14 protein-coding genes and 1 pseudogene are annotated in these 13873 nt (G+C 66.2%); 4 read left to right on the top strand and 11 right to left on the bottom strand.

Annotation, left to right across the window (positions count from 1 at the left end; genetic code table 11):
• Positions 1-443: 443 nt before the first annotated feature.
• Positions 444-890, bottom strand: a complete 447-nt coding sequence (locus ACLMAJ_RS16055) for a MarR family winged helix-turn-helix transcriptional regulator (RefSeq protein WP_412014494.1) — start codon at positions 888-890, stop codon at positions 444-446.
• A gap of 145 nt (positions 891-1035) precedes the next feature.
• Between ACLMAJ_RS16055 and ACLMAJ_RS16050 the strand changes: the two genes are divergently transcribed.
• Together ACLMAJ_RS16050 and ACLMAJ_RS16045 are read left to right on the top strand one after the other, a co-directional pair.
• Positions 1036-1539, top strand: a complete 504-nt coding sequence (locus tag ACLMAJ_RS16050) for an SPW repeat protein (RefSeq protein ID WP_412014493.1) — start codon at positions 1036-1038, stop codon at positions 1537-1539.
• Between the two features lie 382 nt (positions 1540-1921).
• On the top strand, positions 1922-2173 hold the full coding sequence (locus ACLMAJ_RS16045; protein WP_412014492.1) for a hypothetical protein: 252 nt from the start codon (positions 1922-1924) through the stop codon (positions 2171-2173).
• A 202-nt stretch (positions 2174-2375) separates the two neighbouring features.
• Here the strand turns inward: ACLMAJ_RS16045 and ACLMAJ_RS16040 are convergent, their stop codons facing one another.
• The 9 genes and pseudogenes from ACLMAJ_RS16040 to ACLMAJ_RS16000 all read right to left on the bottom strand — a co-directional run bounded on the left by ACLMAJ_RS16040 (position 2376) and on the right by ACLMAJ_RS16000 (position 10429).
• On the bottom strand, positions 2376-3101 hold the full coding sequence (locus tag ACLMAJ_RS16040) for an aspartate/glutamate racemase family protein (protein ID WP_412014491.1): 726 nt from the start codon (positions 3099-3101) through the stop codon (positions 2376-2378).
• Positions 3102-3713: 612 nt separating this feature from the next.
• Complete coding sequence (locus ACLMAJ_RS16035; RefSeq protein ID WP_412014490.1) at positions 3714-3839, bottom strand: hypothetical protein; 126 nt, start codon at positions 3837-3839, stop codon at positions 3714-3716.
• A 12-nt stretch (positions 3840-3851) separates the two neighbouring features.
• Positions 3852-4679, bottom strand: a complete 828-nt coding sequence (locus tag ACLMAJ_RS16030) for an alpha/beta fold hydrolase (protein ID WP_412014489.1) — start codon at positions 4677-4679, stop codon at positions 3852-3854.
• A gap of 50 nt (positions 4680-4729) precedes the next feature.
• A pseudogene (locus ACLMAJ_RS16025) lies at positions 4730-5095 on the bottom strand (cupin domain-containing protein); the annotation flags it as partial.
• An 8-nt stretch (positions 5096-5103) separates the two neighbouring features.
• Positions 5104-6096, bottom strand: a complete 993-nt coding sequence (locus tag ACLMAJ_RS16020; protein WP_412014488.1) for an amidohydrolase family protein — start codon at positions 6094-6096, stop codon at positions 5104-5106.
• Positions 6097-6152: 56 nt separating this feature from the next.
• The gene (locus tag ACLMAJ_RS16015; protein WP_412014487.1) at positions 6153-6635 is read right to left on the bottom strand and encodes a (2Fe-2S)-binding protein; all 483 of its coding nucleotides are present in this window, start codon (positions 6633-6635) and stop codon (positions 6153-6155) included.
• A complete protein-coding gene (locus tag ACLMAJ_RS16010) occupies positions 6632-7561 on the bottom strand; it encodes an FAD binding domain-containing protein (protein WP_412014486.1) in 930 nt (309 codons plus the stop codon). The genes ACLMAJ_RS16015 and ACLMAJ_RS16010 overlap by 4 nt, the downstream gene beginning before the upstream one ends.
• Complete coding sequence (locus ACLMAJ_RS16005) at positions 7558-9873, bottom strand: xanthine dehydrogenase family protein molybdopterin-binding subunit (protein WP_412014485.1); 2316 nt, start codon at positions 9871-9873, stop codon at positions 7558-7560. Before ACLMAJ_RS16005 ends, ACLMAJ_RS16010 begins: the two co-directional genes overlap by 4 nt.
• Before the next feature lie 397 nt (positions 9874-10270).
• A complete protein-coding gene (locus ACLMAJ_RS16000; RefSeq protein WP_412014484.1) occupies positions 10271-10429 on the bottom strand; it encodes a hypothetical protein in 159 nt (52 codons plus the stop codon).
• Positions 10430-10456: 27 nt separating this feature from the next.
• Between ACLMAJ_RS16000 and ACLMAJ_RS15995 the strand changes: the two genes are divergently transcribed.
• On the top strand, positions 10457-11029 hold the full coding sequence (locus tag ACLMAJ_RS15995) for a TetR/AcrR family transcriptional regulator (protein WP_412014483.1): 573 nt from the start codon (positions 10457-10459) through the stop codon (positions 11027-11029).
• A gap of 407 nt (positions 11030-11436) precedes the next feature.
• On the opposite strand, the gene ACLMAJ_RS15990 is transcribed toward ACLMAJ_RS15995, so the two are convergent.
• Positions 11437-12132, bottom strand: a complete 696-nt coding sequence (locus ACLMAJ_RS15990; RefSeq protein ID WP_412014482.1) for an MBL fold metallo-hydrolase — start codon at positions 12130-12132, stop codon at positions 11437-11439.
• A 791-nt stretch (positions 12133-12923) separates the two neighbouring features.
• On the opposite strand from ACLMAJ_RS15990, the gene ACLMAJ_RS15985 reads away from it, so the two are divergent.
• A complete protein-coding gene (locus ACLMAJ_RS15985) occupies positions 12924-13433 on the top strand; it encodes a hypothetical protein (protein ID WP_412014481.1) in 510 nt (169 codons plus the stop codon).
• The last annotated feature ends 440 nt before the right edge of the window (positions 13434-13873 follow it).

Raw genomic sequence — 13873 nt, 5'->3', positions numbered from 1 at the left:
CTTGCACCGAATTTGTCGGTGCCCCAGGCCATTCTGTTGCCGTACGGCATCGACAACCAGGGGGCAGTGCTATGTGGGATACAGCGGGCGAGGATGGGCTGGACTACGTCAATAGGCACTTCGTGCATCAGGTCTGTATGCGGCCGGGCGAGGTGAGCGACTCGCCGGTCTGGAAACACCTACATCAAGCCGCTGGTGGATCCGTTCAGCGATGAACGCAGCGATTTCCGGTATTGCGATGAGGACGAGTTCCACGAGCTCATCTGGCAGGTGTGGTCCGACGCGGGCGTCGACAATGACGCTGTCGTACTCGACAATCAGGTCGTACTCCGCCATGTTGCCGATGGCGCGTCGTGCGCTTGCACAGGGTTCCGCGAGAGACCACGTAGCAATGGCCGCTGCCGTCGACGGCTCGTGCGGCTTGTCCCCGGACCGGACAGCGCTCATCCCGCTTGCGGCATGACCGAAGTGTCGTCGAGGGCACCGACCAGCGGGGTCAGTCGCTGGAGTTCTTCCTGATGCACCGCACTGAGCGAGGCTAGGGTTTCCTTGCCCGCCTCGGTCAACATGAGGCGCACGACGCGGCGGTCCTTGCCCTGCTCCCGCTTGCGGGCGACGAGTCCGAGCTGCTCGGTGCGATCGATCAGTTGCACCACGCTGTGGTGGCGGGCGCACAAGTATCCGGCGACCTCACCGATGCTCGGCCCGTCCGGATCGCAATGCCCCCGAATCGTCAGCAGCAACTGGTGTTGGGTGTCGGTGAGCCCCACTTCGGCTGCTCGGTGCTCACTCCACCGCAGGAGCTGGCGAAGCCCGACTCGAAGCGCCAGCAGTCTCGAGTACTCCTGGTCGGTGAGGTGTTCAGGCGATGGCATCGACCCCTGCATCATGAAGTGATAATATCACGGCATGATATATGAGTAAGTGGCGATCAGGACGAGAAGCATTCCGCGGCCGATCGCGGCCGCCCCCGCTGAGAGGGCTTCGGCTCGACAGGGCTTTGATTCGCCACTATGTCTGAAGGTGGTGGAGAACATGAGTAGTGAAACCATGATGAGCCGGCATCCCGACATCGTGGAGTTGCGGGAGAAGTACGAACGCGCCTCGGAGGCGCCGGACGCTCAGGCGGTCACCGGCCTGCTGTTTTTGACCGGGCTATACATCGCGATTTCCCCGTGGGTTGTCGGGTTCAACGGGCTTTCGACCTTGACCGTCAACAATCTCATCGTCGGTATCGCTCTGGCGATGCTGGCACTGGGGTTCGCATCGGTGTACGGCCGGACCCACGGCATCGTCTGGGCTGCTCCATTGATCGGCCTCTGGATGATCCTGGCCCCCTGGGTCGTCAGCGGCGACGTCGATACCACATCGACGATCTGGAACAACGTCATCGCCGGCGCACTCGCCGTGCTGCTCGGCCTGGGCGCAATGTTCCTCGGTATGAGCCGGACCGGACGAGTCACCGGCGCGGCGCCTTCAGCAAGGGAGACTCGAACCCACCGGTCGTCCGGGCTTCCGCCGGAGACTTCCTCGCAGTGAAAACCGCACTCGGAAGGACACTACCGCCGATCGGTCGCAGCTGATCGGTTGAAGCTGAGGACAGCTCGGCCCGTGGGATGACGGGTGCGGGTGGAAGCAGTCCTGACAACGACGGGTCGGGCCAGTACTGCCAGATGGTCCGGGTCCGGCAAGCGAGACGGAAAGGCGTACGTGAGGAACCAGCGGCTGAAAGCCCCTCAAGAGAGCCACCAGCTCGAACCTGGCGGATATGGGCTGGATAGCAGCGCGCACCCGAAAAGCGTTGGCTTACGGGGAACTCCTGGATCGGGTGATGTCGCCGGTCGGGAGGCCACGGTGAAGGTCTGCGGCGTAACCGTGGCGATGCTGCAGGGGCATAGCTGCACTAGGAGCTGATCCATCATTGCTCGAACCGATTTTGGAAGGAGTCAGCGAGTACCGCGAACTGCGTGATTTGAGCGACTTGGATCGAGTGATCGGTACCGCCACCGAAATCACGGATGTGCCAACCTGGTTCCCGACTGCGACGGTGGCGCGCGCGATCCGGTCCCGCCACCGCGACCCATTGCCCAACGATCGCAGACGTTCCGGAGACACCAGCGAAACCTTGCGACTTGCCACCCAGCTTCTCGACATCGACTCGCGCGACACGTAGTCCGCGCGGGACACGGACCTAATTATCCTGTGGCCCAGGGCATTTCAGCCCTGGGCCAGACGACACTTGTAGGGTCTCAAAAATCTTGGCATCCGTCGGCTGGCTGACCTGGCCGTTTCGGGTTTGTCTCATGTAGCGGCGAGCGGTGCTTGTCTCAGTCTGATGGCATTTCCTTCGTGGGGTCCGCGTTGGGCGGCGTGATTCAGTCGATGGCGCCGCCATACCAGGTCGGAAGCGGGCGTGCCCCGATGGCGACCTGGTGGGCGGCCGCAGCAAGCAGGCGAGTGGAATCCAGTGTGGGCAAAGGCGATACGTCCGGCTTCACCAACAGCGGTATCTCGGTACAAACCAGGGCGACGGCGTCACAGCCTAGACTGTGCAGGCGGTTGATGATATCGAGGTAGCGCTGCCGGGATGCGGCCGTGAACACTCCTTGGCACAGTTCGGTGAAGATGATGTCGTTGATCAGGCGGCGCTCGTCGGAGTCCGGGATCTCGGCGTCGATTCCCTTGGCCGCAAAGACGCGCGGGTAGATCGGGCCGGTCATCGTGTACTTGGTACCCAGCACGCCGACCCGGCGATAACCTTCTGCGGCCGCCTTTTCCGCGACGATTTCGGCGATGTGCAGACCCGGCAGAGCCAGGTCTTCGCCATCGGACTCCAGCGCCATATGTGCAGTGTTGTCGGGGCAGACGAAGAATTCGGCTCCGGCGTTGGCGAGGCGATCGACGCTGGTGGCCAGGATCTTTCGAATCGCGCCGTGATCACGGGCCTCCCACGCGGGCATGCTGCGGCCCATCGCGATGCAATCCAGGGTCACATCGGCGTGCTCGTGCGTTCCGAGATCGCGGGCACCCTCCTGCGACAGCGTCCGCAAGCAGAGCGCCGCGCCTTCGATACTGTGCGCCAAGATACCAACATGCCTCATCACGCTGCTCCTTGTTCGCGCCGATTCATGCCGTCCATCTTCGGCGGAGATCATCCATTCCGAGCCGGTTTCGACAAGACCCGTCGGTCGCCCGTCTCCACCGAACCGGCGGCGGTCTCATGCTGGGTCACGGGGCGCCAGGCGCGGTAAGGCCGCCGAGGAGAGCGATAAGGGCGAGACCGATCTCGAGGTAGCGAGCCGAGTCGAGCATCGGCGGGTCGCCCAGGCGGCAGGAAGTTCTCGACGCTGATGCCGACCGCGACCGCGATCATGGTCAGGTAGATCCAGCGTAGTGGGGATCCCTTGACGAATGGTCAGCCACAGCAGCCCACTCACGACGGCCCGGCGCTCGTGCCTGCCGAAACGGAACGCGACCTGGACTGCATCGACAGTGGCCGACCGTCGAGACCTCGATGCCCGCCACGCTCACCAACCGGATCCTCCTGCCCTGCACCGTAACTGGCGAGGACCATCCACCTACCGGTCAGCGGAGGGAGCGGAATCTCCAGTCATGGCCAACTGGCCAAGTCGTGGCCAATCATTCTGAGATTTGGCAACGACTTTTGAGACCCTACAGTTGTGTAGGGTCTCAAAATTCGTGGCATCCGTCAGCTAATCGGTGGGGGTGCCGGTGTCGGGTCCCGGTGCGACGGCGGCGAACTGCATCATCGGCGACATCCATGCTCGGTGAGCGAATGTGACGTCACGCAACGTCAAGGGCGAGAACAGGTGTGCCATGGCGCCGCCTCCTTAGGCCTCGAGGAAAGCGAGCAGGTCGGCGTTGATGACGTCGGCGTGCGTCGTGGGCATGCCGTGCGGGAAATTGTCACCGTAGGTCTTCAGTGTGCCGTTCACCAGCAGCTCAGCCGACTTCGGACCGGAGGCCACGTAGGGCACGATCTGGTCGTCGACGCTGTGCATCACCAGGGTGGGGATGGTGATCTTCTTCAGGTCTTCGGTGAAGTCGGTTTGCGAGAACGCTACGATGCCGTCGTAGTGCGACAGCGCGTCGCCCATCATGCCTTGGCGCCACCAGTTCTCGATGATCGCCTCCGACGATTCCACCCCGGGCTTGTCGAAGTTGTAGAACGGGCCCGCGGGCAGCGCTCTGTAGAACTCCGAGCGGTTGGCCGCCAGCTGGGCCTGAAGGTCGTCGAACACGCCCTTGGGCAGGCCTTCGGGGTTGGAGTCGGTTTGAACCATCAACGGGGGCACCGCACTGATGAGCGTGGCCTTGGCGGCGCGCTGTTCGCCGTGGCGGGCCAGGAAGCGGACCACTTCGCCGCCGCCGGTGGAGTGCCCGACGTGGATAGCGTCGTGCAGGTCAAGGTGCTCGACCAGGGCGGCCAGGTCGTCGGCGTAGTGGTCCAGGTCGTGGCCGCCGGGGGTTTGGGTGGATCGGCCATGGCCGCGGCGGTCGTGGGCGATGACGCGGTAGCCGTGGGCCAGGAAGTACAGCATCTGGGTGTCCCAGTCGTCGGAGGACAGTGGCCAGCCGTGGCTGAACACGATGGGTTGTCCTGTGCCCCAATCCTTGTAGAAGATGTCAGTGCCGTCGTGGGTGGTGATGGTCGCCATGGTCGTGCTCCCTTGAATGGTCGGAGTGGTCGGATCGGGGATTGGGCGGGTCAGACTTGGCCGACGCCGAGTGCGTCGACAGGGTTGGTGCGACCGACGACCAGGGGGTCGGCGGGGGCGAACGGAAACGTCGGCAGGTCGTCGATGTGGGTGTTGAACGCCGGGGCCAGGACTTCGCGGGTGTAGGCGCGGTAGCCGATGTCGGCGGGGAACGGCTGATCAAAGAAGTTCAGCATGTGCCAGTCACCGGTGCCGATGTTCTCGATGTGGTGCGGGTAGGCCGTCGGGATGAAGTACGTGTCGCCAGCGGTCATGTTCCAGGTATCCAGCGTGCCATCGGGATTCATGATCGTCATGCGTGCCTCGCCGTAGTGGACGTAGCCCATAGCACCGGTGATCGGATGCCAATGCGGTTCGAAGGTGTTCACGGGCCCTGGGCGGTGGACGGACTCCCGACGAAGGCGCGGCCGTTGGCTTCGAGGGTGCGGGCGTCGATGCCATTGGCGAGCAGGAATCCGGCGGGGTCGGGCTGAGCCATGTCGAAGGGGTAGTCGCTGCCGCACAGGATGCGGTCCGCCGATGCGGTGGCGACCAGCAGCTCGAGCACGTCGGGGTCGTAGACGATCGTGTCGAAGTACAACTTCGCGAACGACTCGGCCGGCGACCGCTCGCTGCGGTGTCGTACGTCGGGCCGTGCGTGCCAGCCGTGGGTCCACCGGCCGAGCAGCGCCGGGGAGCAGCCCCCGCCGTGCACGAAACAGATGCGCAGGTCCGGCAGTTCCTCCATGACGCCGCCGAGGAGTACCGACGCTGCCGCGGTGGTGGTCTCCACCGGGTTGCCGATCAGGTTGACCAGGTAATGGTCCTTCCACTCCGGCCGGGGCAGCTGCATCGGGTGCAGGAGGACAGACAGGTCCAGCTCCACGGCGACGCGGAGCACGTCGCGCATGACGCCGTTGCCGAAGGACTTCCCGTCGACCACCGGCGGGACGGCGACACCCACGACCCCTGCCATGCCTTGGAGGCGGGTCATCTCCCGCCGGGCGGCGTCCGCGTCGTCCAGCCGGACCAGTCCGAGCCCGAGCAGCATCCCGTCCGACCCGGCTACAGCATGGGCGAGCTGGTCGTTGTAGGACCCGATGTACTCGTCGGCCCGGGACGGCTCGTGGACGGGGAACGCGAAAGGGGGAGCCGAGATAACCCGTACCCCGATACCCGCCTGCCGGGTGTCGGCGACGATCGTCGCGATGTCGGTCATCGCTTTGGTGGGGAAGGACAGTTCGACTTCGCCGAGGAACATTTTCCCGCCGCGATCGCTCATGCCCCCGAAGGTGTTGCCCGGCGGCAGCGACAGCAGATCGTGGGGGAGCCAGTGTGCGTGCACGTCGATGATTCCCTCACGGATGTTTCCGGTCACCGCGGTCTCCTTGTCCTGGGCCGTCGTCCTCGGGGCGGGCGCGCCGCGCGGGAGTGTCAGGTTGTGGCCTCCTGCTGTTCCTGGGCAGCGCGGGTGATCGCGCGGCGGATCGGTTCGTAGCCGGTGCAGCGGCAGAGGTTGGACCTGACGATGTCCTTGATCCGCTCCTGGTCGCCGGCGATGGTCGGGTCGGCCTCCAGTTCCCCGGTGGCCACCATGAGGAACCCGGCAGTGCAGAAGCCGCACTGCAGCGCGCGTTCGGCGGAGAACGCTTTCTGCAGCGCGCTGGGTTCGCCGTCCGGGCCAGCCAGACCCTCGACCGTCCGGACCACCTTGCCGTCGCACTGCACCGCGAACATCAAGCAGGCGCGGACCGTCTCGCCGTCCACCAGCACGCTGCAGGCCCCGCAGACGCCGTGTTCGCAGCCCAGGTGCGTCCCGGTCAGCCGGCAGTCGTCGCGCAGCACGTCGGCGAGGATGCGCCGAGGTTCCACGTCGAGCGGGAAGTCCTCACCATTGACGTTGAGGGTGATCTTCATCGGCTGTCTCCCCGCAGCGAGCTGGCGCGCGACCGCTGATCCGCCGCCGCTTGGCACAGTGTTCTGGCCACCACGGTCGCGATGGTGTGCTTGCGGTACTCGATGTCGGCGTACGGCTCGGCGATCGGTGCCGCGTCCTGCTCCGCCGCGGCGCGGCCGGCGCGGGCGAAGGGGTGGTCCGCGGGCAGTCGGTAGCCGTCCGACAGCGGGCCGACCTCGACGCCGATCAGCGCGGCCTCGGCGGCGTGTGCCCGCAGCGGCCGGTCGGCGCAGTTGACGAGTCCGATCCTGGCCCGCTCGATCATGCCGTCGCCTACGTTCAGCGTCGCCCCGACGGCGACCTGCGCGAAGCAGAAGTGTGTGCGCCGGTGTTCGATGAAGCCGACGCCGGTGCCGCCGCTGAGCAGCGGCCATCGCACGGCGGTGATCACCTCGTGCGGCTGCCGGGCCGTCTGGAGCGGCCCTTTGAAGAAGTCGCGGGCGGCGACCTGACGTGTGCCGCGCGGACCCGCCAGCTCGATGTCGGCGTCCAGCGCCACGGCGAGCCCGCACCATTCCGATGCGGGGTGGGCCCAGCCGAAACTGCCCGCCATGGTGCCGCGGTTGCGGATGGGCGGATGCGCGATGTTGACGACGGCGAGCGCGAACAGGTCACCGAGCGGGCCCGGCACAGCGTGCGGGTTCTCGAAGACGCGATGCCGGATCAGGGACCCGACCCGCAGGACGCTGTCACGCACCTCCATCTGGTCGAGTTCCGCGATCTGGTTGATGTCGACCACGACGTCGGGGCTGAGACGCTCCAGGTGCATCTCCAGGATCAGGCTCTGCCCGCCCGCGAGCACCTTGGCGTTGGGTCCGTTGCTGAGCACGTCGACGACTTCGGGCACCGTCCGCGCCATGACGTAGTCGAATGCCGCGGGCTTCACATGGCTTCCTCGAGTTTCGGGGCGCGGGCCGCGCGCCAGACCACGTCGGGGGTGAGCGGCATTTGCAGCAGGTCGGGATCGGCGACCTGCAGAGCGTCGATCACAGCGTTGACGACAGCCGCCGGGGTGCCGATGCAGCCGGACTCGCCGGCGCCCTTGGCACCCAGCGGCGAGGCCGGGCTGGGAGTGCAGGTGTCCTTGACCTCGATCGGCGGGACCTCGTTGAACGTCGGCAGCAGGTAGTCCAGCAGACCGTTGCCGAGCATGGGGGTGCCGGCGTCGTCGTAGGGGATCGCCTCATACAGGGCCTGCCCGATGCCCTGCAGGCAGGACCCGAAGGCCTGCCCGTACACGACCCCGGGGTCGAGCACTACCCCGCAGTCGTCCACCATGACCACCTGTAGCAGGCTCACGGTGCCGAGTTCGGCGTCGACCTCGGCCACCACGACGTGGCAGCCGAACGGGAAGGCCATCCCGGTCTCGAACTTCTCCTCCACCTTCAGCGGCTGGGCTGTCTTGACCAGTTCACGCAGGTCCAGTGACTTGGAACCGTCCTCGGTGTGCTGCACGGAGCCGTCGGACCACATCACCTGCTCCACCGGTACATCCCACGCCGCGGCGGCGCGCTTCCGGGCCTCGTCGATGACCCGTCGGGAGCAGTGCTGCAGCAACGCGCCGACCACCTGCGCCGTTCGGCTGGCGAACGATCCGAGGCCGTGGGGCTGTTCGCCGGTGTCGCCCTCGATCAGCCGGACGCGTCGTTCATCGATGCCGAGGGTCTTGGCCACCAGCGCGGGGAAGACCGTCTCATGGCTCTGGCCGCTGGACGCGGCGCCGCAGCGGGCGGTGACGGTCCCATCCTGGTGGACCTCGATGCTGCCGAACTCGAAGAGGCCGCCCGGTTCACCGCCGGAGCGTTCCACATAGCACGACAGGCCGATCCCGATCGGCTTGGCGGTCGGGTCCTTCCGCCGCCTGGCCTGCTCGGCCCGCCACTTGTCGTAATCGACGGCCTCCAGGGCCAGTTCGAGCGCTCGCGCGTACTCCCCGCTGTCATACTTCCGGCCGGTGGGGGTCTCGTACGGGAAGCTCTCGGGCGTGATGAAGTTTCGCCGCCGCAGCTCGGCCGGGTCCATCTTCAGCCGGCGGGCCATCGTGTCCATCGACCGCTCCAGGGCGATCACCGCCTCCGGGCGGCCGGCACCCCGGTAGGGGTAGGTGAGCATGGTGTTGGTCAGCACCGACCGGAGCGTCGCGTGCACCTTGGGAGTGGCATACGGGCCGGTCGCCATCCAGGCGGTCTGCATCGGCAACCCAACCCCGAGGTGCGGGTAAGCACCGACGTCGGCCTCCAGGTTCAACTCGTAGGCCAGCAGCCGCCCGTCGGCGTCGGCGGCGAGCCGGGCGTGCTGGTCCTGCCCCCGGCCGCGTGTCGCGACCAGCATCGATTCGAGCCGGTCCTCGATCCACCGGACCGGTCGCTCGAGCTTCATCGCCAGGTAGGCGACCACGACGAACTCCGGGAAGGACGCGCTCTTGGAGCCGAACGCTCCCCCGGTGTCGGGGACCACCACCCGGATCTGGTCCTCCGTCCATCCGAGCAGCGCGGCCAGTTCGCGACGCAGGCGGTGCGGCATCTGGTGCCCGGCGTAGACCGTCATCCGGTCCTCATCGGGGACGACCAGGATTGTCCGGCACTCCATCGGTGTGGGTATGAGCAGGTTCTGCCGGTAGCGGCCCTCCACCACGGTGGCCGCGTCACGCCAGACGGAGTCCTCGATCGGCTGCCCTGCCTCGCCTTCCAGGGCGACGTTGCTCAGCCCCTCGAAGAGGGAGATCGCGTCCGCCGCCGCGGCGACGGACGGCGTCACCATCGCGCGCAGCGGTTCGACCTCGAAGGTGACCTTCGCCGCCCCGTCCTCGGCCTGGTAGCGGTCCTCCCCCAAGACCACCGCGACCGCTTCCCCCGCGTAGCGCACCCGCTCCTTGACCAGCGCCGGCCACTCTCGGCCGGCCGCCGCCTCGTTGGAGGAGAGCTTGGCGAGCATGGTGTGCGGGACGGGCGGCAGGTCCTGGAGAGTGGCCGCCGCATGCGCGCACGCCGGCATGTCCGCGAGATCGACGGCCGTGTAGGCGCCCACTACGCCCGGTACCGAACCGGCCGCCCCGCAATTCACGGACTTCAGCGTGCCGTGCCCGATCTTGCTTCGGACGAATACCGCGTCCAGGCAGCCCGGCACCTGGATGTCGGCGACGTAGCGGCCCTTTCCCGTCGTCAGCCGCTCGTCCTCGCGACGTGTCCATTGATACACGACTGGCACCTCCGCGCCTCGCGTCCTTCTGCAAACGACAGTGTGCTGGGGATCTGCGGCTGGTCGCAGAGGGATGACTTCGCCACGCTGCCCGACAGATCAGCGCCCCGAGTGCAGCGCCGCAATCACCCATGCTAAGCGCCGCCGCCCCGGGACCACGTTCGAGTGGGTTCGCGTGGCGCGTCGCGTTCCCGACCGGTCTCGCTCTCGGCGGCGGCCGAAGATGTCGCTCCATACGGTATGCGGGCGATCGGGGATACGGGCTGCGCGCGCATCTTCTCGAGGCCGCGGAATCCTGCGCAGTGCCGCCTTTCCGCCGGCGGCCATAGGTTCCACCCAACGCGTGCATGTGGCATTGCGGTATGGCCGCGCGGGTGACTGTCTGCTGTAGCGGTCTTCAGTCGCGGACGCCGGTGGCGCGTTTGATCAGGGCGTCGAAGGCGCGGTCGGGCAGGAGCCATTTCAGGAAGATCAGGGGTCGAGCGCCGAAGCCGACGGTGTAGCGGGTTTTGGGGCGCCGCGCGGTGACGGCTTTGCCGATCGCGTCGGCGATCACCTGTTGCAAGTGTCCGTGGGAGAGTTCATGACCGAGGCCAAGGCACCGCGTGCCGACGCGATCCGCAACCGCCGCAAGATCCTGTCCGCCGCGCGAGCGCAGATCACCGCGCACGGGCCCGAGGTAGGAATGAACGAGATCGCCGCGGCGGCAGGAGTGGCCGTGGGCACCCTGTACCGGCACTTTCCCACCAAGGCCGACCTGGTCGCGGCCATCGTGGCCGAATACGTCGCCCAGGTCGCCGACGATGCCGAGGCCGCCTGCGAGCGCGTCGCCGCAGGCGCAGACGCCACCGGCGAGATCACGGCGTTCCTGCGGCGGGTCGTGGAAATCTCGGCTACCAACCATGCGGCCAAAGCGGCCGCGCAGGCTCTCGGCGCCGATCCTCGAGTGCAGGCCGACGAACATCGCGCCAGCACCGCGCTGGCCACCCTCATCCGCGCCGGGCAGGACGACAGGAACATCCACCCCGATGTAACCGTCGACGACATCTACCTGTTGTTCTCCACCGCGCCTACCGACCGGCCCCCCGCCGCCCGCGACCGCTGGCTCACCCTGGTCCTGCCCGGCCTGGCCACTCACGCCCGCACAGTGAACTGATTAGAACGAGGTGTCGCGCACCCGTAGCGGCCGGTACCCGGTCAGGCCGAGCGCGCCGATCTCGGCATCGACGGCAACGCTCCACCTGCCAACCTGAACTCTCCTGCCCCGGAACACAACTGGCGAAATCATCCGCCAATCGGCCCGAGGAGGAAGCCGACCGCCAGCTGACTGACCTTACCGTTTCCGGTTTGTCTCAGGCCGTGGCGGGCGTTGCCAGTCTCAATTCGGTGGCATTTCCTAACGCTTCGTCCGTGGTCACGACATACCGCCGCGAACGGCGCTGCTGCTCGCCAACCTCGGCCGGGTGATCGCTCGATACGCGGCATAGACGGATATTGCCGCTGACTGCAGCCCGGGTGGTGGCGGAAGGGCACGCGCTTGGCGCAGCTGTGGCGTAGCCGACGTCAGCGTTCCGACCGCCGACTCCGCCATGCCCGCAATGCCTCTCCCGTCAGCACGTCACCGTGGCCGACACAGACGACGCCGACATCCAATTCGGTGAGCCGGTGGGCCGCTGCATCGACGGCGGTGCTGTCGAGGTTGAACACACCCGGCATGGTGGTACCACGAACGTTGGCCAGCGTGTCGCCGGTGAACAGCACACGGTGACACGGCAGATGCAACGCCAGGCTGCCTGCGGTATGACCGGGGATAGCCAGAACCTCGGCGCCGCCACCGAAGTCGAGCACCTCACCACCATGCAGCTCGCGGTGGACCGGGGCCGGGCGCGGAGCCGGGCCCGGCTTCAGGGCGTCGGCGATCGGGCGTTCCCAGTCGCGCAGCACCGGAGCCGGCTGCGGACGTTCACCCCGCACGATATCGGCATCGGCGAGATGGACCCAGATCTCGGCTCCCCACTCGGCAAGATCGGCCGCCGAACCGATGTGATCGTCGTGGGCATGGGTGAGAATCACCCGCCGCACCTGACTCGGGGCGAAACCCAATACACGAAGCCCTTTTTCGATCTCACCGACCGCACCAGGCAGACCACTGTCGATCAGCGTCACCTCCTCTCCGTCGTTCCACACATAGATATTGAGGTCATTCACCTCGGAAAACCGCAGCACTCCCAGCTGCGGCAACACAGATACGATCTCCACCAAGCGAACCTATCGAAGACGAGCTGGTCTTCCCCACTCGATCTGCTCTGAGCAGAACAACACGTCGACAGCGGACAACATCGGACTCCCAGATCACCCGCCCAGGGCACCCGGTGCAGACGAATACCGCAGCACGCTGCGGTATTGCCCGCTCATCGGCTAGCTACAGAGCAGTCGGACCGCCACGCTTCGAGCCGATCGCGACAAGCAATGCCGACGAACCGCCAGCGCGGTCGACGGAGGTTGCTTCGATCGGGAGGAGCCAGCAAGTGCTATCAGCTCGATGACCTAGGCGACGTGCTCGGCGAATCGTTCTCGGTCGACGGGAGGTCCATCGGTGATTCCTCGTCGATAAATAAAGGCGAATGCGCCGACACACCCGCTGCCGCGGTGTGAGGGCAGGCGATCCATGGCCAGGGCCACGCGACCGGTAGGTCGCGGATTCGATGAACCCGTACAGCTCTCCCGACTTCGTCTCAGAAGTTCAAGCCCATTCCCCTGGGCCTACGAGGGGACAGGACTACACACGACGACCAAACTTGTTGTAGCACTTCATTGCTGGTCACGCCGTGGAACGATTTCGTGAGTGAAGATCGGCGCGCTGCTCGGGTTCCTATGGCGCTAACGTTGCCATGGCGTGCCGTGAACAGACTGATTCCTGCGCCTCGTGCACAGGGTCAATAGGCGCTCGCGGCGCCGTCAATCCGTCAATCCGTCAATCGCACAAAGGGATTCCCATGCCCATCGAACCAGACGAACACCTCGGCACACGCGGGCAAGCCAATGCTGTGGTGCACGCTCTGATCACCAGCGTTGTCAGTGTGTTCGCACTGATAGTCGTCGTCGTGCTCGTCTCAAAGGCGCTCGGCCTGGGTGAGCAAGAGTCGGAATCGACTTCGGCGCATACAACGAGCAGTTCAGCCTCCGCCGCGCCGGCAACCACACCGGCCAATGCGCCGGCGTCGCTGTCGGATCCGCGATGCGTGCCAGCGTCGGACAATGTTGTCGCGCAGGTACAAGCGGGCCTCACCATGGATGGCTACAGGCTCATCAACGCCACGGTGATCATTGAAGGTCGTCTCACGTTCTTCGGTGCGACGACCCTCGACGCATCCGGACAGATGGAAGAGCGGTCGGACGTGTGGATCCTGCGCGACCACGTCGTCTACGCCTCCACCGGTGGCGCACGCAGCAACTCGCAATTCCCGAAAGCCTCGTCGTCACCGCTGAGTATTTCGCCAGGAGACGAGCGGGTGCGAGCCGTGGATGCCTGTGTAGTGGATGCGACGCGCAGAAGCTGATGCACCTCTAGGCGCGACGAACCGGGAAAGCTCGCAGCGAGGGGTAGACCGCGAATCGGAGTCGTCCGCCAACCGATTGGGGGACGACAGGCAGTCGGTCGGCCACGGTATCGACGGTTCGTGGTCGACGGCGGAAGGCAAGTTGGGACTGATCGCCGCTGAGGGCATTGGTCACTTCGTAGCTCGCGGTGAGGTCGATGCCGGTCATATCGGATGCTTCCGAATCTGGGTGTGCGGGTGGATGGCTGGAATGCGGTTAGATGTGCCCGGCCCGGGTTCCCGCGTGTGGGGCGGGTGTTCCTGGGCCGGGGTTTGTCATGCGGTGTGTACGGCTGCCACGGCGGCGCGGGCGATGGCGGCGGCGGGGTCGGCGGGGTTGGTGAGTTCGTGCACGGTCGCGCCGGTCACTCCATCGACCCTGACGCGTCGCAGGCGATCCC

It is taken from the genome of Nocardia arseniciresistens (genome assembly GCF_046764875.1).
In the GTDB taxonomy this organism is placed as follows: Bacteria; Actinomycetota; Actinomycetes; order Mycobacteriales; family Mycobacteriaceae; genus Nocardia; species Nocardia arseniciresistens.
The sequence above is the reverse complement of the archived record's forward strand: the minus strand, read 5'-3'. Positions and strand labels throughout refer to the sequence as shown.